The following is a 21,021-nucleotide window of genomic DNA, read 5'->3' as shown; positions in this document are numbered from 1 at the left end:
CCTTTGATGTGCGGAAGTGCTGACGCATGATTGATCTTGGTATCAGCAAATTAGCGTTGATCGGCGTTGTTGCCCTCATCGTGATTGGTCCTGAAAAGCTGCCCAAAGTAGCCCGTATGGCGGGTTCTTTGTTTGGGCGTGCCCAGCGTTATATCAATGAAGTCAAATCCGAAGTCAGTCGCGAGATTGAGCTGGAAGAGCTGCGTAAAATGCAAAGGGATGTACAGGACGCAGCTCAAGATGTAGAGCAGTCGATTGCCCAAGGTTTGGCTCAAACAAAAAATGAGATTGAATCTGTCTGGCGAGATACTGAGTCACCCTTGCTCAATCCTCCGGACGCAAATCATCTGGCAGTCAAGGCAAAAGATTTTCGCCGTAAAAAACTCGCGAGAACGTCGGCTATTCCCAGTTGGTATAAACATCGCCATGGTGGTCGTAGCCATGTGATGTCTGGTTCTGCACGAGTCGCCAAACACAGACCTAAACGTAGCAACTCCGCCAGTTTCTTCTGATGTTAGAGCTATCTCCTTTTACCCTGGTACAGATTTCACATGAGTGACCCATTAGAGTCTGGTGCTGCAGACACATTTATTTCGCATCTGGTCGAGTTGCGGGACCGCCTCGTTAAAGCATCTATCGGTATTGCGATCGCCTGCGCGGCACTGTTCGCCTGGCCTGGTCCTTCTGCAATCTATGACTTTCTCGCTAAACCGATGATCGCCTCTTTGCCTGTTGGTGCAAAGATGATAGCGACGGGTGTTATTTCCCCTTTTCTGGTGCCTATGAAGGTCACCTTGCTGGTCGCGTTCATGCTGGCTTTACCCTGGGTGCTTTATCAGGTGTGGGCGTTTATTGCGCCAGGCTTGTATTCGCATGAAAAAAAGCTGGTTGCTCCTTTGGTGATTTCGTCATCACTCCTGTTTTTATCTGGCGTCGCTTTTTGTTACTTTTTTGTTTTTGGCCGGGTATTTAAATTTATCAATGAATTCGCACCGACCTCAATTACGGTAGCGCCAGATATAGAAAATTATCTCGACTTCATCATGTCGATGTGTCTGGCCTTTGGCATGACGTTTGAAGTCCCTATCGTTGTTGTGGTGCTGGTGCGTATGGGATTGGTGACTGTCGATAAGCTGAAAGAGATTCGCCCTTACGTCATCGTCGGTGCGTTTGTCGTTGCCGCGATTGTCACACCACCCGATATCGTTAGCCAGTTTTCACTGGCTTTACCAATGTGGTTTTTATTTGAATTGGGTTTGCTAGTTGCTCCGGTTTTTGTCAAAGCAACCCAGGCACCCGATCAGGTCGCCGACTAAGCCGCGGTGCGTAGCCAGCTTACCAGCGGGTAGGCGGCTTTGAAGCCCTGCACTAGCGTGGCTTCCATTTCCTCTGGATTCGCCTTGTCCAGCGTGCAGTCGGTCCAGACCATAAAATTCTTATTTTTGATTTCTTCAATATGTGGCAAGTCGGCATCGAACCCTTTCGGTGGTCGCGTCAGCTTGCCTTCGTCTTGCAAACCGCCAAAAATCTGTTTAAGCGCCTTGTTTTTCAAGACTTTTCCAAAACCGTCAGGGTCAGCGACGATCTGATTGCGGATCGCCCGCAGCCGGTCTGATGGTGGCATGTATTCGCCGACCGCAAAAAACAATCTGCCAGTCGCATCAATCTGAAAATAGTAGGCTGGCCCACCGCCTTCGCTAGGTTTTTTGCGACCGCTAGGCAAGATTGAGGCTGAGAATGTTGTTTTATAAGGAGATTTGTCCGCAGAAAAACGCATGTCGCGATTGATGCGAAATAAGGCTTTCTTTGGCTCACAACCGATAATTGCCGGATCGGTTTTACCGATTTGCACAATTAGCTTCGTTACCAGTTCCAGAAATTCTGCACGCAAAATATCGTAGCGCGGCTTATTCATGACAAACCAGGCACGGTTGTTGTTCTCCGATAATTCAAATAAAAATCGTTGTAGATCGCGGATATGCATGGACTTCTTTCCTGAAATTATTCTTCGCGTTTGATAGCGGGACGTTTGCCGATGAAGACGTCAAACGTGGATTCGGATGAATTACGCAGCACGGCAATTTTTGCTTTTTGATTCGGTGGTAATTGCGCAATCAGATTCAGCATCTCTGTCGTGTCGCCAACGGGCTTACCTTCAATCGCTAATAAAATATCGCCTGGTTTGATGCCGGCCTTGTCCGCCGGGCCGCCGCGAATCACACCTGCGATGATGGCACCGGATTTTTGCTTGATACCAAAACTTTCTGCGAGCTCTGGCGTGATGTCCTGTGGCTCTACGCCTATCCAGCCACGTACGACCTGACCGTTTTTGATAATTGATTCCATCACGGTTTTAATTGTCGTCACCGGAATGGCAAAGCCAATCCCAAGCGACCCGCCGCTACGTGAATAAATTGCCGTATTGATGCCGAGCAGATTGCCGTTAATGTCGATCAGAGCACCACCTGAGTTGCCCGGATTGATTGCTGCGTCGGTTTGAATAAAATTTTCGAATGTGTTGATGCCAAGGTGATTGCGGCCCAGTGCCGAAATGATGCCCATGGTAACCGTCTGTCCTACACCGAAAGGATTGCCGATAGCCAGCACGACATCACCCACACTCGCTTGCTCTGAATGACCTAGAGTAATCGCTGGCAGGGACGGCAAGTCAATCTTGATAACAGCCAGATCGGTTTCAGGATCAGTGCCGACGACTTTGGCAATTGTTTTGCGGCCATCGGGTAAAGCGACATCAATCTCTTCGGCGGATTCGACAACGTGATTATTCGTCAGTATGTAACCCTCTGGGCTGAGAATGACGCCTGATCCCAGGCTTGATTGCCGTTCATTCGGTTGATTTTGCTGATCGCCAAAAAAACGTTTCATGAACGGATCGTTGAGCAGGGGACTATTCGCCTGTCGCGCTTCTTTTGAGGTGTAGATATTCACGACAGAAGGCATCGCCCGTTTGGCCGCTGCACGGTAGGAATTTTGCGATGGCACCGCGTTTGCCGGGGCTTCTTGCATGGTAACTGTTGACGTCATTTGTAAACTTTGATTGCCCCGCAATGCCTTGCTCGCCCATTCAGGCTTTAAGGTGGTTACAATAAACCAGAGAGCTAATACTACCGTGATGGTTTGTGCAAATAAGAGCCAGAGACGTCGCATAGAAGGATCAGAAAAAAATGAATCAGATTGAAATGCATCCACAAACAGTCAGCAGGGAGCAGCTTGCGCAGTTTTTGGCAGAAGAGCTACAGATTAACCGCTTTCGTGATTATTGCCCAAATGGCGTGCAGGTGGAAGGGCGGTCTGAGATAAAACGTATCGTCAGCGGTGTGACGGCTAGCCTTGCCTTACTAGAAGAAGCTGCTCGGCTGAATGCGGATGCCATACTGGTGCATCACGGTTATTTCTGGCGGGGCGAAGATATGCGGGTGATTGGCCAAAAACAAAGGCGCCTGAAGCTGTTGCTGGCGCAGGATATATCTCTATTCGCTTACCACTTGCCGCTTGATATGCATGCGCAACTGGGTAATAACGCGCAATTGGCACAACGCCTGGATTTACGTCCTGAAGGACGTTTTGGTGAGGATGATTTGGGCTGGACAGGTGTCATCAGCGATGCCTTGATCAAAACGGTCGGACAATTTGCGGTGCATATTGAACAGCGCTTGGGGCGCTTGCCCTTAGTGATTGGCGATCCGGAACAGACGCTGGGTAAAATTGCTTGGTGCACAGGTGCTGCGCAAAATATGCTGGATCAGGCAATTAATGCCGGCGCCAATGTCTATCTGAGCGGAGAAATCTCTGAGCCTACTGTGCATCTGGCGCGAGAATCCGGCGTCTCATATATGGCATGCGGCCATCATGCTACCGAGCGCTACGGAGTTAAAGCGCTGGGGGAATTTGTGGCGCGGCGATTTGGAATTGAACACCACTTTGTTGATATACCGAATCCGGTATAAGAAGCCGGCATAAAAAAAGCCACCGCTGATCAGCAGGTGGCCTTTACACGCAAACAGTAAAAGAAGTGACTGCGATTATTTTTTTAGTGCGTCCCTGATTTCGCGCAGCAATACAACGTCTTCTGGCGTTGCCGGTGTAGCAGCTTCTGCGACTGGCTCATCTTTTTTCATCTTGTTGAACAACCGGACCATCTGAAAAATAATAAAGGCCAAGATAAGAAAATTCAGCGAAATCGTAATGAAGTTACCGTAAGCCAGAACTGCACCGGTTTTTTTTGCTTCGGCCAGCGCAAGGTTGCTGGCCTGGCCATTTAAAGGTAAATAATAATTCGAGAAGTCGAGGCCACCTAAAATTCGTCCGATGATAGGCATGACGATATCGGCGACAAGTGAGTCGACAATTTTCCCGAAGGCGGCACCGATAATGACACCAACCGCCAGATCGACGACATTTCCCTTGCTGGCGAAATCTTTAAATTCTTTCAACATACTCATAGTGACTCCCGGTTAATTATGACAAAGCAACAATATTTTACGCTGCAAACTAAATTGCAATGTTGATTTTTTTGTCAAACTTTGTTTCGGTTGGTAAGTTACCAATTCTTGCATCATGAGGAACTGTATGCGTCTAAATCGCAAAATAACCGACAAAATTCAAAAAAAACAGTGCAGTTTGACTCTATCGTGATGTTTTGCTTTAAAACCACAGTCGCCTCCTTTATAATTTAAGGTTGCTAGAAGTTATATTTACGCTTCATTAAGTTTTGATTTTTGATAGATTGGGGTTGGTATGAGTATCGAAAAGCAGGTCGATTCCGGCCGTCGCGGCTTGCTCGTCGCCACGTGTGCGGCGGGTGGTGTGGCAGGTTTGGCAACGGCAGGTGCGCTGGTCAGCACTTTCCAGCCATCTGAACGTGCTAAAGCGGCGGGCGCGCCAGTAGAAGTGGATATCTCGGCGCTGAAGCCAGGTGAAATGACTACCGTAGAATGGCGCGGTAAGCCAGTATGGATACTGAAGCGTACGCCTGAGATGCTGGCAAGCCTTGCCAGCACTGAAGATAAAGTTGCTGATCCAAAATCGCAAAAGCCTTACACCATGGAAATGCCAGAGTATTGCGATAAGCAAAGCCGCTCTCGTAAAGAACACGCGGACATTTTGATCGCGGTAGGTATTTGCTCCCACTTAGGCTGCTCGCCGAGTTCTAAATTCCAGGCAGGCGCACAGCCTTCCTTGCCGGACGACTGGGCTGGTGGTTTCCTGTGCCCATGCCATGGCTCTACATTCGACCTTGCTGGTCGCGTCTATAAAAACAAGCCAGCTCCGCAAAACCTGGATGTTCCGCGCCATATGTACTTGTCGGACACCAAAATTGTCATCGGTAAAGATGAGAAAGGCGAGGCTTAATCATGGCATTTGTTGAGAAAAAGCTGCCGGCAGACGCTCCTGTCGTTGATAAGGCATTGAACTGGGTTGATTCCCGTTTCCCTCTGACCAAATTGTGGAATGACCAGTGGGGTCAATACTACGCGCCCAAGAATTTTAACTTCTGGTACATTTTCGGCTCACTGGCAATGCTGGTGCTGGTAATCCAGATTGTGACCGGTATTTTCCTGGTGATGCATTACAAACCAGATGCGAACTTGGCGTTTGCTTCTGTTGAATACATCATGCGTGATGTACCTTGGGGCTGGTTAGTGCGTTACATGCACTCCACTGGCGCATCAGCTTTCTTCATTGTTGTGTATTTGCATATGACCCGTGCTTTGATGTACGGCTCTTACCGTAAGCCTCGTGAATTGATCTGGTTGTTCGGTTTTGCTATCTTCCTGTGCTTGATGGCTGAAGCGTTCTTCGGCTACCTCTTGCCATGGGGCCAAATGTCTTACTGGGGCGCACAAGTGATTGTTAACTTGTTCGGTGCTATCCCTTTCATCGGCCCTGATTTGTCTTTATGGATTCGTGGTGACTATGTTGTGTCTGACGCGACTTTGAACCGCTTCTTCTCCTTCCACGTCATCGCGATTCCGCTGGTCTTGCTAGGCTTGGTTGTCGCACATCTGATCGCCTTGCATGAAGTCGGTTCAAATAATCCAGATGGTATTGAAATCAAAGAAAACCTTGATGCAAACGGTCATCCGGTAGATGGCATCCCTTCTCATCCTTATTACACTTTCCATGATATTTTTGGTGTGACAGTGTTCCTGACGATTTTCAGTGCAGTAGTTTTCTTTGCACCTGAGATGGGCGGTTACTTCCTCGAGTACAACAACTTCATTCCTGCTGACTCATTGAAAACGCCTCCGCATATTGCGCCGACCTGGTATTTCACGCCGTTCTACTCTGTATTGCGTGCGACCACTTCAGAGTTCTTGTATGTAGTTCAGGCTGGTATCGTTGGTTATGTCGGGCTGATTTTCCTGACGACAAAATTGCCGCAGTTGGTCAAGATTGCTGTTGCTGCCGTAGGTCTGGTTGCGATTGTCGGCATGATGCCTTTCGGTCTAGATGCAAAATTCTGGGGTGTGGTGTTGTTCGGTTCCTCAGTGATGATTCTGGCGGGCCTGCCTTGGCTGGACGTGTCTCCTGTCAAGTCGATCCGCTACCGTCCTGATTGGCACAAGTATGTCTACATCGTATTCGGTATCGCGTTTGTGACACTGGGTTACCTTGGTGTAGAGCCGCCATCACCAGTACGTGAGCGTATTTCGCAAGTATGTGCTGTGATTTACTTCGGCTTCTTCTTATTGATGCCATGGTGGAGCGCGATGGGTACATTTAAACCTGTGCCAAAACGCGTGACTTTCTCTGCTCACTAAGCGCCAAAGGAATAATAAGCATGAAATTATTTAAAAAAATGATCGCGACACTGGCTCTGGTTCCAGCGCTCGCTTTGGCGAACTCAGGTGGTTTTCCTCTGGATCAGGCGCCTGATCGTTCGACCGATATGGCTGCATTGCAAAACGGTGCAAAGTTATTCATCAACTATTGCCTGAATTGCCACTCTGCATCAGCAATGCGCTACAACCGTTTGAAAGACATCGGGTTGACCGATGATCAGATCAAACAAAACTTGCTGTTCACTGGCGAAAAAGTGGGCGATCTGATGAAGACAACATTGTCTGCAAAAGACGCGAAGGCCTGGTTCGGTGCGGTGCCTCCGGATTTGTCCGTGATTGCTCGTGCCAAAGCTTCCGGACAGGGAACGGGCGCTGACTGGATTTATACCTACCTGCGTACTTACTACAAAGATGAAAGCCGTCCAACAGGTTGGAATAATATGGTGTTCCCTAACGTTGGTATGCCTCACGTTCTGTGGGAATTGCAAGGTACCCGCACAGCCAAGTTTGTTGAAGAAAAAGATGCGCATGATGAATCCAAGGTCGAGCATAAGTTTGCTGGCTTTGAAAAAGTCACTGCCGGTACTTTGACGCCAATCGAATACGATAATGCTGTCGGTGATCTGGTTGCCTACCTCCAGTGGATGGGCGAGCCAGCACAAAATACGCGCAAACGCCTGGGTGTTTGGGTGTTGATGTTCATTGCGACACTGAGCCTCTTGGCCTGGCGTCTGAACGCATCGTTCTGGAAAGAAGTAAAGTAATTCAGTAATTCAGTCGTCCGCTTAACCTGGTTGAGCGGATGTGTCATCCCAGGGTGAGGTGCGCAAATTGGCGCCTCGCCCTAATCGTTTTTAAGGAACTATAAAAATGATGGTTCTCTACTCGGGTACAACCTGCCCATTCTCGCAACGCTGCCGCTTGGTTCTGTTTGAAAAAGGCATGGATTTTGAAATTCGTGATGTTGACCTGTTCAATAAGCCAGAAGATATTTCGACAATGAATCCTTACGGCCAGGTACCGATTCTGGTCGAGCGTGAATTGATTCTGTATGAATCCAATATCATTAACGAATATATCGATGAGCGCTTTCCGCATCCGCAATTGATGCCGGCAGATCCGCTGCAACGTGCTCGTGCGCGCCTGATGCTGTTTAATTTTGAGAAAGAATTGTTTATCCACGTGCATACTCTGGAAAACGATAAATCAACTTCATCGGCTAAAGTACAAGACAAGGCGCGTGCTGAAATTCGTGATCGCCTGACGCAACTTGCACCTTTATTCATCAAGAACAAATATATGTTAGGTGATGAATTCTCTATGCTGGATGTGGCTGTTGCGCCATTATTATGGCGTCTTGATCATTATGGTATCGAGCTGTCCAAGACTGCTGCGCCCCTGATGAAATATGCAGAACGCATTTTCTCTCGCCCGGCCTACATTGAAGCGCTGACGCCATCTGAGAAAGTCATGCGTCGTTAATTTTAACGAAGCATAAAAGAAAAGGCTGACGCGATCACTTCAAGTCAGCCTTGTCGTTTGTAGAATCAGGGACTATTCTTTAGCTACTATTTCTTCAGGAAATCATTCAGGTATGTCAGAAACATCCACCAAGCCTTATTTCATGCGGGCCATTTACGAATGGTGCACCGACAATGGATTTACGCCGTATATGGCGGTTAAGGTCAATGCAGCTTCGCGGGTACCGATGGAATTCGTACGGAACGGCGAGATTGTGTTAAACATTAGCTTTGGTGCGACCAGCGCACTGAAAATGGACAATGAAGCTGTTGCGTTCAAAGCCCGTTTTGGCGGTATTTCACGCGATATTTATGTGCCGGTTGAAAATGTCCAGGCAATTTATGCGAGTGAAAACGGTCAGGGCATGGCATTTGAGGTCGATCTCTCTGAGTCTTTGCAAGAATCTCCAGTATCAGATGTTCCTGTAAATCCTGTCACGGGCAAACCTGCATTGGGTTTGGCGGCAGTGAATTCAAAAATCGAAGAAGCGCATCGCAATGCAGGACAGCTTGCAGAAAAACCAGCGGAGCCACAAAAAAAATCAGAAAAACCCTCGCTAAAAATAATAAAGTAGTCTATAATTTTGTTCTTCGAGATTGATTGAGAAATCACTTTCTTAAAAAGTTTCGCCGGCTTAGCTCACTTGGTAGAGCAGTTGACTTGTAATCATCAGGTAGCCAGTTCGATTCCGGCAGCCGGCACCATTAAAAACCCATCGTTAGCAATAACGGTGGGTTTTTTCTTTTATGGTTTTGAAGTTTTGAAATCGGTGTGCTATCAAAAGCCTGCAAAAAGACAGGCACATCGCATGTTGTATCTGACGGTGCCGTGTTTTGCCTCGCCTTTGCCTTGTATTTGTTGTTGAGCGCCTAGTTCTGGGCTTTGCTCAGGCCATTCCAGCGTGGAGCGAGTTCGGTAGAAATGTCGAACAGATCCAGTACGCGGGCGGTTGTGTGTTGCACCATCTCATCGATGGAGGCGGGCTTTTGATAGAACGCCGGTAGTGGCGGGAAAATGATGCCGCCCATTTCGGTTACGGCAGTCATATTGCGCAGGTGGGCGAGATTGAATGGTGTTTCACGCACCATCAGGACCAGGCGACGACGCTCCTTGAGGATCACGTCTGCAGCGCGGGTAATCAGATTGTCTGACAGGCCGTGAGCGACGGATGCCAGGGTTTTCATCGAGCATGGTGCGATGATCATGCCGCTGGCCTGGAATGAGCCGCTGGCAATGCAGGCGCCGACATCGCGGACGTTGTGAACAACATCGGCCAGTGCCTCGACATCTTTGCGGCGTAATTCCAGTTCCTGATGCAAGGTCAGTGTGCCCGCTTCGGAAATCAGTAAATGACTCTCGACCCCGGGTAAATCGCGGATCGCTTGCAGTAGCCGGACGCCATACACCGCGCCTGTTGCGCCGGTGATGGCGATAATCAGGCGTTGTGGTGTGCTCATATGCTGATATTGAATAGGATGGAGTAAGGCGGAATCAGGCTTTGATCAGTGCTTGTAATTCACCGCTTTCAAACATCTCATTCATGATGTCCGAGCCGCCGACGAATTCGCCTTTGATGTACAACTGAGGAATCGTTGGCCAGTTAGAAAAATCCTTGATGCCCTGACGCACAGCCGCATCTTCCAATACATTGATGGTCACCAGATTGTCTGCGCCGGACGCCTTCAGTAATTGAATTGCGCGGCCGGAAAAGCCGCATTGCGGAAATTGCGCCGTGCCTTTCATGAACAGCACAACAGGGTTTTGGGATACGGTGTCTTTGATCCAGGCTTGAACGTCGCTCATAGCTATTCCTTGGTTAATAATATGGCGTCATTATAAAGGAAACTGCGATGCGGCTCCGCAGTGCTATCGGTACACTTGGTTGATGTGGCTTTTATTGGGAAAAATTAAATACTCTCCCTCAGTATTATCTAAAAGCCCAATCGTAATATGTGGATTCGGCCGTTTTTATAACAATATTAGGGGAGTATATGTGATGACATGGAATTCAGCTAGATTGGGCCGAGCTGAACTTTGAGAGAGGCGTGGTCGGGTCGAGCTCTTCGCACTGCTGTGAAGAGACGCGCTCTTCTCATTTGAATAGATTGCGATGGAGTAAAGACCTATTGCTGACGCCTGATTGCAAGGCGTCAGCAAATGGTATCTGCATTTTTAAGGCCGCAATTTGGCAAACGCTGCTGCCATCGCATTATTCGCTGGCGGCGTAGACGCGGCTTGGCCGCGATGCTGTTGCAGGCGTTTGGCGTCGTTGCGATCGGCTTTTTGTTCCGGCGTACTGCCCGCTTGCGGCGCAGAGTCTGTTAGGCGCATGGTCAGCGCAATACGTTTGCGCTTTTCATCAACTTCCAATACTTTGACTTTGACGACTTGTCCCGCTTTGACGACGGTATGAGGGTCTTTGACGAAGGTGTTGGAGAGTGCAGAAATGTGCACTAATCCATCCTGATGCACGCCAATATCGACGAATGCACCGAATGCCGCGACGTTGGTGACTACGCCTTCCAGGATCATGTCGGGACGCAGGTCGCGGATTTCTTCGACGCCGTCTTTGAAGGTCGCGGTCGTAAATTCCGGACGCGGATCACGACCAGGTTTTTCCAGTTCTTTCAGAATGTCTGTGATGGTCGGGATGCCGAATTGTTCGTCCGCATATTTTGCGGGACTAAGTGATTTTAGCAAGCGTTCATCACCGATCACACCCGCCACATCCTTCTTGATGTCCGCCAGAATTTTTTCTACCAGCGGATAGGATTCAGGATGGACTGCGGACGCATCGAGAGGATTATTGCCACCCATCACGCGCAAAAATCCAGCGGCCTGTTCAAACGTTTTATCGCCCAGACGCGGCACTGAGCGCAGATCGGCGCGTGAGGCAAACATGCCTTTTGCATCGCGATAATTGACGATGCTTTGCGCTACTGATGACGATAAGCCGGAGACGCGTGCCAGCAATGGTGCGGAGGCCGTATTCACATCGACACCGACCGCATTCACACAATCTTCAACTACGGCATCGAGTGAGCGGGCGAGCTGCGACTGGCCGACATCATGCTGATACTGACCGACACCAATCGACTTCGGATCGATCTTCACCAGCTCGGCCAACGGGTCTTGCAGGCGACGTGCAATCGATACGGCACCCCGGATAGAAACATCGAGATCCGGCAATTCTTTCGAGGCAAATTCAGAGGCAGAATAGACGGATGCACCGGCTTCCGACACCACGATCTTTGTCAGTTTGAGTTCGGGTTTGAGCTTGATTAAATCCTGTGCGAGTTTGTCGGTTTCGCGCGATGCGGTACCGTTACCAATTGAGATTAAAGAGACATTATGTTTCGCCGCCAACTGCGCCAATACATGCAGTGAGCCGTCCCAGTCGTTGCGTGGCTGATGTGGGTAAATGGTCGCGTGTTCCATGACCTTGCCGGTCGCATCGACGATCGCGACTTTGACGCCAGTGCGTAAGCCGGGATCGAGCCCCATGGTAGCGCGCGGGCCGGCGGGTGCAGCTAGCAACAGGGCTTTGAGATTGCGTGCAAAGACATTGATTGCTTCGACTTCAGCTTTTTCACGCAGGCTGCCCATCAGTTCGGTTTCGAGATGCATGAACACTTTGACGCGCCAGCTCCAGCGCACTGTATCGGCTAACCATTTGTCGGCGGGACGGCCGATATTACTGACGCCAAATTTAGCGGCGATGCGGCTTTCACAAGGATTCAGCGGGGCATCCCATTTTGGTTTTTCTTCCTCAGTATCGAGGCGCAGTGTAACTGTCAGCATTTCTTCGCGGCGTCCGCGGAACAGGGCTAAGGCGCGGTGTGATGGAATCGTGCCCAGCGTTTCGGCGTAATCAAAATAATCGGCGAACTTGGCGCCGGCCTCTTCTTTATCTGCGACGACTTTGGATTCGACGATGCCGTGATCTAGCAGGTATTCGCGGATCGCTTGCAGCAGCGAGGCATCTTCGGCAAAACGTTCCATCAGAATCTGGCGGGCACCATCGAGTGCGGCCTTGGTATCGGCTACGCCGGGGTTGTCGCCGTTGCTGGTGCTGAAAGGTGGTTTTAAATAAGCGACAGCTTCGTCTTCTGGATTTCTGGTCGGATCGCTCAGCAGGATATCGGCTAAATCTTGCAAGCCCGCTTCAATCGCAATCTGCGCCTTGGTGCGACGCTTGAGCTTGTAAGGCAGGTATAAATCTTCCAGGCGGGTTTTGTCTTCGGCATGCGTGATTGCGTCGAGTAGCACAGGCGTCATTTTGCCTTGCTCTTCAATCGACGAAATGATGGCAGTGCGACGGTCTTCGAGTTCGCGTAAATAGCGCAGACGCTCTTCCAATAAACGCAATTGGGTATCGTCCAGTCCACCCGTCGCCTCTTTACGGTAGCGTGCGATAAACGGCACGGTCGAGCCTTCATCCAGTAAAGTAATGGCAGCGGCGACTTGCACAGGTTTGGCGGCAAGTTCCAGGGCGAGACGTTGTTCAATCGAAGGCAGCATAAATAATGGTGTGAATAATTGGGTAAAAATAAACTCGGATAATTAAAATCAAGTCGCAGATGATACGCGCTCTGCGTGATTGCACCAGTCTTGACAGTCGGCGGGACTCGCAGTAGTGAAACGTAATTTTATTAAAAATAGGGGAGTATCTGTTGTATGTGCCTTTATCCGCAATGATTTATTGGCCTTCATGTTAAATACATCACATACTCAGTGCCAGTATATAATTAAATAATGTATTTTACATAATGAATTTAAGATCAGACATGGGTAAAAAATGGGTATAACAAGCAGATTGTCATCTGGCCTCAAGTGCTTGACCTTAGTCTCATGCCTGGCTTTGCTGACCGCTTGCGTCAATGTGACGACGTCCTCCGCGCGCCCCTCAGCTCAGCGTTTTGACTTTGCGGATGGCGGGCGAACGACGTTTTTTAGCATCGACAACCACTTATTTTTCACCGCCGGTCAATCCAATCAGGCTCAATCCGTTACTGCCGCGGCATCGTTGGCGACCTTGGTATTCGTGGTGCCCGGTTCCGGTTGTGTCAGCATGGGCAAATATCTCCCCGACTATTTTCGCGGGCTGGAAGGTGAGTCCGGTACTCTGCGTATTTTGATGTTACAAAAACGACATAGCCAGCAAGACGATACCGGATGCAGTGATGCTTTTATCCGCGATGATCATCTGAGTCGCTGGCAAGCAGATCAGAATGAATTCATTGAAGCCCAGTTGCGCTTGCTGCAAAGTCAGGGGCAACATCCGCGCCGCATCGTCATGATGGGAATTTCTGAAGGCGCGGAGCTGGCGGCCCAGCTGGCGGCGACGCATCCTGCTATCACGCATCTGGTGATGATTTCAAACGGTGGCATGCAGCCGCTGGATGCATTTCGTTTACTGGCAAATCAGCGCAATGAGACTGGCGATGCTGGATTGCTCAAGGAGGTGCAGCGTATCGATGAGGCGCTGCTCAGCGCTTTGCCTCAGATCGTAGACAAGACATCAGGCAGTGCCGCACTCACCGCCGCATTCATTCCACTTACTGGGGGACAGATCCTGATCAACGGGCGCAGTCGTCAGTACTGGCAGGAGTTAAGTCAATTGCGTCACAGCGATAACCTCTTGAGCCTGAATAAACCTATTTTGCTTTGCATGGGGAGTGCCGATCAGGCTGTGCCGGTGGAGTCGGCTGGTTGGCTGGAGCAGCAGTTCCGGGCATTAAAAAAAACTAATCTACAACTGCATATCTATCCCGATGCTGATCACGGCTTGCGCAGTCCGTTCGGCGCACATTTGCCTGATTGTCTGCATCAAATAGATCTCTGGCTCGAAAAGTCCTGAGATATTTGGTGGGTTTGCAGGTTTCGCAGATACTCAGTTAAGTGAAATAAATTAGCTCAATATTGATTCAAATCACTACTTTCAGTAGTAATTAATAATACTCAGAATTAAATAGCAAAAAAGACAAGCTAATCTGTTTAATTTTTTATATACTCTTACTCGTTTCATTTCCGATAACAATAACGATTTTGCGACCTCCGATGGGACCCCGCGATGGGATCCGGATATATCGGCGGCAGCCCACTTACTGATGACTATGCGCCTATCTATTGCATTTACCCCTATCATTGCCGCGCTTGTTCTGGCAGGTTGCGTTACCTCCCCGACGCATGACAGCAAAGTTGCTTCCTCATTAGCGACCGCCAAAGAAGGGCGCATCGAGGATGCGATTAAACAGGTCGAAGCCCAGACCACCGGCAGCAGCAAGAACGACCTGTTGCTGAATCTGGAAAAAGGCGAGCTGATGCGCATCGGCAATCGCTATGAAGACAGCTTGGCGGCATTCGCTGTTGCCGATGTCAAAGTCAAGGAGTGGGAAGAAACTGCCAAGAGTAATCCGGCAAAACTGATGGGCCAGGTCGGTGCCCTGATCATGGGCGATAACAGCCGTGATTATGAAGGTCAGGATTACGAAAAAGTCATGCTGACTACGCGCATGGCGATGAATCGCCTGAATCTGGGCGACCTCGATACTGCCCGCGTCGATATCAAGCGTACCCATGAACGCGAAGCAGTGATCGCCGAATTCCGTGCCAAAGAAACTGCCGATGCTGAAAAAGAAGCCAAGGAAAAAGGCGTCACCACCAGCAGCAAGGAGCTCAACGGCTACCCGGTAGAAACACTCAATGATCCGGAAGTCTTAAAGCTGAAAAACGGCTATCAAAATGCCTTAAGCCACTATCTCGCAGGCTTCGTCTACGAAGCACTGAATGAGCCGGGTCTGGCGGCGCCGGGCTATCGTAAAGCCAATGAATTACGTCCGGATCTGCCGGTGCTCGAAGATGGTTTAAAAGGTCTCGATCAGCGCACCAGTTTCCGCCGCAAAAAAGGTGTGACCGATGTGCTGTTCGTCATCGAGGCAGGTCACTCACCGGCGCGTCTCTCGCAAAAAGTAGCATTCCCTATACCGACGACGCGCGGACTAGTCACGGTCTCATTTGCTTTCCCGGCGATTTATCCGGATAAAGATGCACCGGTAATCAATACCATCAAAGTCGGCGACCAAGTATTGCAGACAGCGCTAGTAACCGACTTCAATGTGATGGCACGTAAAGCGCTGAAAGATGAGTTGCCAGGTATCCAGTTGCGCGCAGCAACCCGTGCGATTGCCAAGGCGCTGGTACAAGATCAGGTGAACAAAAACTTTGGCATGCTCGCTGGTCTCGCTGCCAACGTCGCCGTTGCAGCGACTGAAAGCCCGGCAGATGACCGCATGTGGCGTAGCCTGCCAGAGCGCGTATTCGTTGCTCGTGCTTTTATTCCGCCTGGTGATTATGATGTGAACTTCGGTAGTTATTCGAGTGAAATCAAACGCATCACAGTGGATGGCCGCTACATGGTGGTGCCGGTCCGTATGTATTCCAATAAAACCTACTTAGGTAGTACAGCAAAATTTGGTACAGTCGCTGTTGCACAGACAGAGCCAGCGCCAGCAGCAACTGCTGCCAAGCCAGCCACAAAGAAAGTCGTCCCGCCAAAGAAAAAAGCCGATGCCGCAGCGACAACGCCTGCGACACCTGCAAAGCAGTAAATCAGTATCAAGTAAGCAGTAAGCATAAAATTACTTAGGACATATATATGACATCCTCATTCAAAAAAATTTTTATCATTGCGGGACTCGCCCTGGCTGTGCAAAGCGCATTTGCCGGTGACTCGGTACCAGCGGCAATTTCTCCCGGCATTGCAGCCAAGCTGATGGTGCGTGGCGAACTGCAAGGCTTGCAGGTTGTTGATCTGCGTTCACAGCGCAAAAACGACGTGATGGTCGTACAGGCAGAAGTGACCAACACGGATGTCAAAGACCTGCGTTTGTACTACCGCTTCCGCTGGACTGATGCAGCGGGCATGCAAGTAGGTGATGGCGAAGTGTGGAAGCCAATGACCTTCTTAGGCAAGCAAACGCAATTTATTAAAAGCACTGCCTACGGTCCTCAGGCAACGGATTTTAAAATTGAAATGAGTTCCGAACCACGCTGATTTTTATCCTCATCAGCCAGTCATTTATTTGTATCGTAATCGCTTTATTTTTCAGGAATTATCATGACATCCATTTCCTCCATGTTCTCTCTTGCACGCGCTTGCTGCGCCATGGCAATCGTTATATTGCCAATGACTGCATGCCAGACAAAACTATCACAACCCACAGTCAGTTTTTCCCGTCAGGTCAGCTACGGCGATAACAAAGCAGTAGAAACCGTGACCAACGAATTCGGCTCTACAGATCTGCAAATGATTGCCGAAAAAATGGTCGGCTCTTTGCTCGAAGATCCTGCACTGGCAAATCGTCCAACCATGACGCTGGCCGGTGTGCGTAACAAGACGAGCGAATACATCGATACTAAATCGATCATGAACACGATTCAGACGGCTTTAGTGAAAAGTAAAAAAGTGAAATTCACCCGTAGCGCCGATGAGATGCAGCAAGGCGTTGACGAGTTGCAACGCCAGAACCAAAGCGGCCTGTATAAAGCCCAGGGTAAAGCGAAGGTCGGCAACATGCAAGCAGCCAAATATTCACTGGAAGGCGAGATCGTTTCCATCGTTAAACAAAACGCCAACACCAAAGATGTATTCTACAAAATGACTTTGAAACTGTATGACATCGAAGACGGTTCCATCGAATGGCAAGATGAAAAAGAAATTCGTAAAACGTCCAAGCGTCAATAATCTCGACCGTTACGTCACACATTGCTATGTCGTGTTATCTAGTTAGACCGACATAGCCAAGTTGAAAAAGGATCACTATGTTGAATGCAAAAAAAATCTTGGCAGCCTTGTTCTGCGCTGCCTCCGGCTTGTCTGCCTATGCTGCCGACATGCCAAAAATCGCGGTCACTGATCTGACTTATGAAGAAAAAGTCAGTGAATATTTTCGCGTTGTTTCCGCCAGTAGTAAAAGCAGCGTCAACGCCCGCTCCAGCGAACGCGAAACTGATCACAGCTATTCGGCACGTGGCAGCTATAACGCCAAGAGCGAAAGTAATTACTACGAAGCCGAGGGGTTTTATACCTACATCGACCGCGGCGAACTGAAAACTTATACTGCCGATCTTAAAGGTGCACTGATCAAAGGCGGTGCGGTTCATCTGATCCAGGCTCGTCCGTATGTAGGCAAGCCAATGGAAAAAATCTTCGACATCATCGGCCGGATTAAACAAGGTATGTACCCAGGCGCTGACTATGTCCTGTTCGGCACGGTCAGCAACATCCAGTTCCGTCAAGAAAGTAACCAGCTTCAATACGGCAATTCGATCACGGCCAGCTTGTCGCTCGATCTGGTTGCTGATTTTAGTCTGATCAACACCAAAACTTACGAAGTCAAAGCAGCTTTCAGTGCCAGCGGTTCCGGTGTCGACACCAAAATCCTGAGCCGCGCTGGTGACCGCGTTGCCTTCAATCGCGGCAAAGTCATGCAAGAGACTTCACGCAGTCTGGCCGACGCAGCCTACGGTGAATTGATGGTGCAATTCGGTATGCCGCGTGGTGCCAATCGTCCCATGAACAGCAATGGGATGGGACAACCAGCGGTTCCTGCACAAGCACCTGAACCAGTGACGATATATAAATAAATATAAATAACTTCGCGTTGACTGAAGTTACATCTGCCAATAAAAAAAGCCAGTGCTCGCGCTGGCTTTTTTTATGCTAACTAATTTGAGCTAAACTTCGTCACTCCCGTCAACTCACATTAACCCAAATATGCATTCAGAAAGTACCGCTATGCCGTGGGATTATCCGCAAGCTTTTACGCTGAAACGCACGCCAGCCGTGAACGATATCGACGGTCTCAATCATACGAATAACGCTGTGTATGTGCAATGGTGTGAAGCGATAGGCTGGGCTCATTCTGAGCAGCTTGGATTGACTCTCGCAGACTACCAGCATCTGAACAGGGCGATGGCGATACGGCGGGCTGAATATGATTATATTTTGCCCACGCTGCTGGATGAGTCGTTAACGCTGGCAACCTGGCTGACCGCAAGTGATGGCAGGTTGACGATGGAGCGGCGGTTTCAGTTGATACGTGACAGCGATCAGGCGGTGATTTTGCGTGGTCGCTGGGATCTTGTCTGCATTGAAGTCAGTAGCGGTAAGGCCAGACGGATGCCCGCAGAATTTTGTGATGCGTATTTGTCGGTGGTGATCGATTCCACCTCATCTGCAGCGACCGTGCCGGTCAGCTAGTTTTTTTTGATACATACCTGGCCGGTTAATTTCCATCAGTGTTTCTGGTTTGGCAGGGGCTTTAAATCCGAATTTTTCATATAAGCCCCGCGCATCACTGCTGGCGAGCATAAAGCGGCGCAGGCCTTGCAGGTCCGGATGCGCCATGATCGCGCTGACGAGTTGCTTGCTATGATCCTGCCCACGGTAATCTGGCAAGACAAACACATCCATCAGATAGGCATAAGTGGCGTAGTCACTGATCACGCGGGCGAAGGCAATTTGCTGGCTGCCGAGATAACCGCCGAAACACAGTGAGTGAGTCAACGAACGTTCTACGATTGCCAGAGGGATGCCTTTGGCCCACGCCGTATGTTGCGACAAAAAGTCGTGGATCAGCGGGATGTCTAGGAGAGATTGATCGGTAGAGATATGCATCCGTTTATTTTAACGGAATGTTCGTCCTTATCAGCGCCATCTGTCGATCACGTGCCGCATTCTTCTGCATCCCTGGTTGAAAAGCTAAACGGCATGGTGGTTATGCATGCCGTTTTATTTTTTTGCTCTGAGTAGTACCTGCCAGCGTTTTTCCGTATTTTACTTGCAGCTTACTTGTAGCTTACTTCTAGCTTAATTGCACCGACTTATACCGACACACCGACCGTCAATGTAACGACATAGCCGAGCGCGGCGCTACCGGTGACACTGACCATTTGCAGGCTGGTTCCGTCGCTGAATACGTTATCGGTCGCATACGATATCTTGGCGAGATTGGTTACGCTGGCGCTGTACCCTGTCGATTGGTACGCTTCGTTCAGCGTTGCCATCGGGAAGGTGAATTGCGAGGTTTTAATCTTATTCGATGCGCTGTTCGCTTTAGCCAGGCTTGGATAGATTTCAAAATGCACATGCGGAATACGACCATCGTAGCAACCCGGGAAAATCGTAGTGAAGGTGACGTTGCCGCTGCTGTCGGTTTCTTGTACACCGCGCAAGTAGTTTTCGCCAGTGACGCCGGCTGAGTACATCGAGTACAGACCATCGCGATTACAGTGCCACAGATACACGGCATATCCGGAAAGTACTGCACAGCTTGACTTGGTGTTGACGACCTGAAGCTTGATGGTCAGTGGTACACCCGCTGCCACACCGCTGGCGCCTGCGATACTGGCGCGAATATCGCTGCGCACGATGCCAGACAGAAGTAGGGCGTTTGCAATACCATTGGTACTGCTATTGGAGCCATCACCCGGATAGGGGCCGGCAGTTTCTTCCGGAATCACGGCACAGCTTGTGCCGGTCGCTGTCCCGGTGGATGTCCCCGTGCTGGTACCGCTTGTTGTGCTGCTAGTGGTCGATGTAGATGTTGTTGTACTGCTGGCGCTGGTACTGCCGCCACCGCATGCCATCACTGATAAGGCTGTTGCACCCCCTGCCGAGAGCCAGCGTAATAGCTGGCGGCGATTGGGGGACGTATTGAGCAAGGTCGTAAGATCATGCGCCAAGCCGTGGTCGTGTGAGTCCATGTGATCTCCTCTGAGTAATGTATGGTGGGGAATGCTTGCATTGTCTGCCGGAGAGTTGTAAAACGAGGTTAAGGCGGCGTAAAGGCCGGTAAAAATCTGCAACAGATGCCCGTTCCGGTGAGTCCGGTGTGACTGTAAATCTGGGTAAATCAGGCTTTTCCCGGGTCTTTGTGCACGTCGTTACGGGAGAAATTCGGTATGATGACCCTGTTACAAATCTACTCTAGCCAATGCAATGACCAAGGTACTGCTCGCCGATGATGATGTCGAACTGGTTGATATGCTCAGGGAATACCTTGAGCGTGAAGACTATGTCGTTACTGTGGTCCATGATGGCGCCCAAGCGGTGAGTGAGGCTTTGACCGGTCATCATGCGATTGTGGTGCTGGACATCATGATGCCGTATATGAACGGGATTGAGGCGTTGCGCCGCATCCGCGCCCAGAGTCGTATGCCGGTCCTGATGCTGACTGCCAAAGGGGATGATGTTGACCGTATCATTGGACTGGAACTGGGGGCTGATGATTATGTTCCCAAGCCGTGCACGCCCCGTGAGTTGCTGGCTCGTATCCGAGCGATTTTACGCCGGACTCAGAGTGCGCCCGGTAGCGACGTACAAGTCCTGCCACTGGTGGTCGGTGCCCTGAGCATCTGGCAAAGTCAGCGCCGCGCCGAATGGAGCGGACAGCCTCTGGAACTCACTAGTACTGAATTTACCCTGCTGGAAATACTCGCCCGAAATGCGGGCCGCACCGTCAGCAAAAATGATTTATCCGAACAAGGCCTGGGGCGCCCCCTGACGCGCTTTGACCGCAATATCGACGTGCATCTGAGTAGTATTCGCCAAAAATTGGGTCCATTAACCGATGGCCGCGCCGTCATTCAGACCGTGTATCGGCAAGGTTATATGCTGACCAAGGAGTAA

Annotated in this window: 23 protein-coding genes and 1 tRNA gene; 16 read left to right on the top strand and 8 right to left on the bottom strand. The window is 49.9% G+C overall.

Going from position 1 to position 21,021, the window contains the following annotated elements; all coding sequences use genetic code 11:
* Positions 1-26: 26 nt before the first annotated feature.
* Positions 27-512 carry a Sec-independent protein translocase protein TatB gene (gene tatB / locus ACO0K3_RS15440; protein WP_422986091.1) on the top strand — a complete coding sequence of 162 codons (486 nt, stop codon included), beginning with the start codon at positions 27-29 and terminating at the stop codon, positions 510-512.
* A gap of 39 nt (positions 513-551) precedes the next feature.
* A complete protein-coding gene (tatC, locus tag ACO0K3_RS15435; protein WP_422986089.1) occupies positions 552-1,316 on the top strand; it encodes a twin-arginine translocase subunit TatC in 765 nt (254 codons plus the stop codon).
* On the opposite strand, the gene ACO0K3_RS15430 is transcribed toward tatC, so the two are convergent.
* Positions 1,313-1,984 carry a DUF2461 domain-containing protein gene (locus ACO0K3_RS15430; RefSeq protein WP_422986087.1) on the bottom strand — a complete coding sequence of 224 codons (672 nt, stop codon included), beginning with the start codon at positions 1,982-1,984 and terminating at the stop codon, positions 1,313-1,315. The genes tatC and ACO0K3_RS15430 overlap by 4 nt on opposite strands.
* Before the next feature lie 17 nt (positions 1,985-2,001).
* Positions 2,002-3,168 (bottom strand): Do family serine endopeptidase, encoded by a 1,167-nt coding sequence (locus ACO0K3_RS15425; RefSeq protein WP_422986085.1) that lies wholly within the window; start codon positions 3,166-3,168, stop codon positions 2,002-2,004.
* Positions 3,169-3,185: 17 nt separating this feature from the next.
* On the opposite strand from ACO0K3_RS15425, the gene ACO0K3_RS15420 reads away from it, so the two are divergent.
* Positions 3,186-3,968: a Nif3-like dinuclear metal center hexameric protein gene (locus ACO0K3_RS15420; protein WP_422986083.1), complete on the top strand. Its 783-nt coding sequence runs from the start codon at positions 3,186-3,188 to the stop codon at positions 3,966-3,968.
* Positions 3,969-4,043: 75 nt separating this feature from the next.
* On the opposite strand, the gene mscL is transcribed toward ACO0K3_RS15420, so the two are convergent.
* Positions 4,044-4,463: a large conductance mechanosensitive channel protein MscL gene (gene mscL, locus ACO0K3_RS15415; protein WP_422986081.1), complete on the bottom strand. Its 420-nt coding sequence runs from the start codon at positions 4,461-4,463 to the stop codon at positions 4,044-4,046.
* A gap of 295 nt (positions 4,464-4,758) precedes the next feature.
* Between mscL and petA the strand changes: the two genes are divergently transcribed.
* From petA to ACO0K3_RS15385, 6 genes are all read left to right on the top strand, one after another.
* On the top strand, positions 4,759-5,373 hold the full coding sequence (petA, locus tag ACO0K3_RS15410; RefSeq protein ID WP_422986079.1) for a ubiquinol-cytochrome c reductase iron-sulfur subunit: 615 nt from the start codon (positions 4,759-4,761) through the stop codon (positions 5,371-5,373).
* Positions 5,373-6,785, top strand: coding sequence for a cytochrome b (locus ACO0K3_RS15405; RefSeq protein WP_422986389.1), 1,413 nt, complete (start codon positions 5,373-5,375; stop codon positions 6,783-6,785). Before petA ends, ACO0K3_RS15405 begins: the two co-directional genes overlap by 1 nt.
* 20 nt (positions 6,786-6,805) lie before the next feature.
* Positions 6,806-7,570 (top strand): cytochrome c1, encoded by a 765-nt coding sequence (locus ACO0K3_RS15400; RefSeq protein WP_422961229.1) that lies wholly within the window; start codon positions 6,806-6,808, stop codon positions 7,568-7,570.
* Between the two features lie 106 nt (positions 7,571-7,676).
* Entirely contained in the window at positions 7,677-8,288 is a 612-nt protein-coding gene (locus tag ACO0K3_RS15395; protein ID WP_262838127.1) for a glutathione S-transferase N-terminal domain-containing protein, read from the top strand.
* A 112-nt stretch (positions 8,289-8,400) separates the two neighbouring features.
* Positions 8,401-8,901 (top strand): ClpXP protease specificity-enhancing factor, encoded by a 501-nt coding sequence (locus tag ACO0K3_RS15390; RefSeq protein ID WP_422986077.1) that lies wholly within the window; start codon positions 8,401-8,403, stop codon positions 8,899-8,901.
* 54 nt (positions 8,902-8,955) lie between these two features.
* Positions 8,956-9,031 (top strand) — tRNA-Thr (locus ACO0K3_RS15385).
* Positions 9,032-9,196: 165 nt separating this feature from the next.
* On the opposite strand, the gene ACO0K3_RS15380 is transcribed toward ACO0K3_RS15385, so the two are convergent.
* The 3 genes from ACO0K3_RS15380 to ACO0K3_RS15370 form a co-directional block, all read right to left on the bottom strand.
* A complete protein-coding gene (locus tag ACO0K3_RS15380; RefSeq protein ID WP_422986075.1) occupies positions 9,197-9,784 on the bottom strand; it encodes a UbiX family flavin prenyltransferase in 588 nt (195 codons plus the stop codon).
* A gap of 34 nt (positions 9,785-9,818) precedes the next feature.
* Positions 9,819-10,130 (bottom strand): Grx4 family monothiol glutaredoxin, encoded by a 312-nt coding sequence (gene grxD, locus ACO0K3_RS15375; protein WP_422986073.1) that lies wholly within the window; start codon positions 10,128-10,130, stop codon positions 9,819-9,821.
* A gap of 369 nt (positions 10,131-10,499) precedes the next feature.
* Positions 10,500-12,848: a Tex family protein gene (locus tag ACO0K3_RS15370; RefSeq protein ID WP_422986071.1), complete on the bottom strand. Its 2,349-nt coding sequence runs from the start codon at positions 12,846-12,848 to the stop codon at positions 10,500-10,502.
* A gap of 316 nt (positions 12,849-13,164) precedes the next feature.
* Between ACO0K3_RS15370 and ACO0K3_RS15365 the strand changes: the two genes are divergently transcribed.
* From ACO0K3_RS15365 to ACO0K3_RS15340, 6 genes are all read left to right on the top strand, one after another.
* Positions 13,165-14,187: an alpha/beta hydrolase family protein gene (locus ACO0K3_RS15365; protein WP_422986069.1), complete on the top strand. Its 1,023-nt coding sequence runs from the start codon at positions 13,165-13,167 to the stop codon at positions 14,185-14,187.
* Positions 14,188-14,443: 256 nt separating this feature from the next.
* Entirely contained in the window at positions 14,444-15,937 is a 1,494-nt protein-coding gene (locus tag ACO0K3_RS15360; protein WP_422986067.1) for a COG3014 family protein, read from the top strand.
* Positions 15,938-15,984: 47 nt separating this feature from the next.
* Entirely contained in the window at positions 15,985-16,383 is a 399-nt protein-coding gene (locus ACO0K3_RS15355) for a YcfL family protein (protein WP_422986065.1), read from the top strand.
* A gap of 63 nt (positions 16,384-16,446) precedes the next feature.
* Positions 16,447-17,073, top strand: coding sequence for a penicillin-binding protein activator LpoB (gene lpoB / locus ACO0K3_RS15350; protein WP_422986063.1), 627 nt, complete (start codon positions 16,447-16,449; stop codon positions 17,071-17,073).
* A 77-nt stretch (positions 17,074-17,150) separates the two neighbouring features.
* Entirely contained in the window at positions 17,151-17,975 is an 825-nt protein-coding gene (locus ACO0K3_RS15345) for a hypothetical protein (RefSeq protein WP_422986061.1), read from the top strand.
* A gap of 130 nt (positions 17,976-18,105) precedes the next feature.
* On the top strand, positions 18,106-18,591 hold the full coding sequence (locus ACO0K3_RS15340) for an acyl-CoA thioesterase (protein WP_422986059.1): 486 nt from the start codon (positions 18,106-18,108) through the stop codon (positions 18,589-18,591).
* Here the strand turns inward: ACO0K3_RS15340 and ACO0K3_RS15335 are convergent.
* On the bottom strand, positions 18,562-19,008 hold the full coding sequence (locus ACO0K3_RS15335) for a GNAT family N-acetyltransferase (RefSeq protein WP_422986057.1): 447 nt from the start codon (positions 19,006-19,008) through the stop codon (positions 18,562-18,564). The two genes, ACO0K3_RS15340 and ACO0K3_RS15335, sit on opposite strands and share 30 nt — an antisense overlap.
* 206 nt (positions 19,009-19,214) lie before the next feature.
* Entirely contained in the window at positions 19,215-20,096 is an 882-nt protein-coding gene (locus tag ACO0K3_RS15330; RefSeq protein WP_422986055.1) for an intradiol ring-cleavage dioxygenase, read from the bottom strand.
* Positions 20,097-20,331: 235 nt separating this feature from the next.
* Between ACO0K3_RS15330 and ACO0K3_RS15325 the strand changes: the two genes are divergently transcribed.
* Positions 20,332-21,021 (top strand): response regulator, encoded by a 690-nt coding sequence (locus ACO0K3_RS15325; protein WP_422986053.1) that lies wholly within the window; start codon positions 20,332-20,334, stop codon positions 21,019-21,021.

Origin of the sequence: Undibacterium sp. Rencai35W (assembly GCF_049340185.1) — a bacterium.
In the GTDB taxonomy this organism is placed as follows: Bacteria; Pseudomonadota; Gammaproteobacteria; order Burkholderiales; family Burkholderiaceae_D; genus Undibacterium.
The sequence above is the reverse complement of the archived record's forward strand: the minus strand, read 5'-3'. Positions and strand labels throughout refer to the sequence as shown.

What these genes read in the sequence shown, in the direction of transcription:
- ACO0K3_RS15430 (WP_422986087.1), bottom strand. Translation starts at nt 1,984, where the DNA reads ATGCATATCCGCGATCTACAACGATTTTTATTTGAATTATCGGAGAAC.
- ACO0K3_RS15325 (WP_422986053.1), top strand. Translation starts at nt 20,332, where the DNA reads ATGACCAAGGTACTGCTCGCCGATGATGATGTCGAACTGGTTGATATG.
- lpoB (WP_422986063.1), top strand. Translation starts at nt 16,447, where the DNA reads ATGACATCCATTTCCTCCATGTTCTCTCTTGCACGCGCTTGCTGCGCC.
- ACO0K3_RS15395 (WP_262838127.1), top strand. Translation starts at nt 7,677, where the DNA reads ATGATGGTTCTCTACTCGGGTACAACCTGCCCATTCTCGCAACGCTGC.
- grxD (WP_422986073.1), bottom strand. Translation starts at nt 10,130, where the DNA reads ATGAGCGACGTTCAAGCCTGGATCAAAGACACCGTATCCCAAAACCCT.
- petA (WP_422986079.1), top strand. Translation starts at nt 4,759, where the DNA reads ATGAGTATCGAAAAGCAGGTCGATTCCGGCCGTCGCGGCTTGCTCGTC.
- tatB (WP_422986091.1), top strand. Translation starts at nt 27, where the DNA reads ATGATTGATCTTGGTATCAGCAAATTAGCGTTGATCGGCGTTGTTGCC.
- ACO0K3_RS15360 (WP_422986067.1), top strand. Translation starts at nt 14,444, where the DNA reads ATGCGCCTATCTATTGCATTTACCCCTATCATTGCCGCGCTTGTTCTG.
- ACO0K3_RS15335 (WP_422986057.1), bottom strand. Translation starts at nt 19,008, where the DNA reads ATGCATATCTCTACCGATCAATCTCTCCTAGACATCCCGCTGATCCAC.
- ACO0K3_RS15425 (WP_422986085.1), bottom strand. Translation starts at nt 3,168, where the DNA reads ATGCGACGTCTCTGGCTCTTATTTGCACAAACCATCACGGTAGTATTA.
- ACO0K3_RS15390 (WP_422986077.1), top strand. Translation starts at nt 8,401, where the DNA reads ATGTCAGAAACATCCACCAAGCCTTATTTCATGCGGGCCATTTACGAA.
- tatC (WP_422986089.1), top strand. Translation starts at nt 552, where the DNA reads ATGAGTGACCCATTAGAGTCTGGTGCTGCAGACACATTTATTTCGCAT.
- ACO0K3_RS15340 (WP_422986059.1), top strand. Translation starts at nt 18,106, where the DNA reads ATGCATTCAGAAAGTACCGCTATGCCGTGGGATTATCCGCAAGCTTTT.
- ACO0K3_RS15370 (WP_422986071.1), bottom strand. Translation starts at nt 12,848, where the DNA reads ATGCTGCCTTCGATTGAACAACGTCTCGCCCTGGAACTTGCCGCCAAA.
- ACO0K3_RS15400 (WP_422961229.1), top strand. Translation starts at nt 6,806, where the DNA reads ATGAAATTATTTAAAAAAATGATCGCGACACTGGCTCTGGTTCCAGCG.
- ACO0K3_RS15380 (WP_422986075.1), bottom strand. Translation starts at nt 9,784, where the DNA reads ATGAGCACACCACAACGCCTGATTATCGCCATCACCGGCGCAACAGGC.
- ACO0K3_RS15345 (WP_422986061.1), top strand. Translation starts at nt 17,151, where the DNA reads ATGTTGAATGCAAAAAAAATCTTGGCAGCCTTGTTCTGCGCTGCCTCC.
- ACO0K3_RS15330 (WP_422986055.1), bottom strand. Translation starts at nt 20,096, where the DNA reads ATGGACTCACACGACCACGGCTTGGCGCATGATCTTACGACCTTGCTC.
- ACO0K3_RS15420 (WP_422986083.1), top strand. Translation starts at nt 3,186, where the DNA reads ATGAATCAGATTGAAATGCATCCACAAACAGTCAGCAGGGAGCAGCTT.
- ACO0K3_RS15355 (WP_422986065.1), top strand. Translation starts at nt 15,985, where the DNA reads ATGACATCCTCATTCAAAAAAATTTTTATCATTGCGGGACTCGCCCTG.
- mscL (WP_422986081.1), bottom strand. Translation starts at nt 4,463, where the DNA reads ATGAGTATGTTGAAAGAATTTAAAGATTTCGCCAGCAAGGGAAATGTC.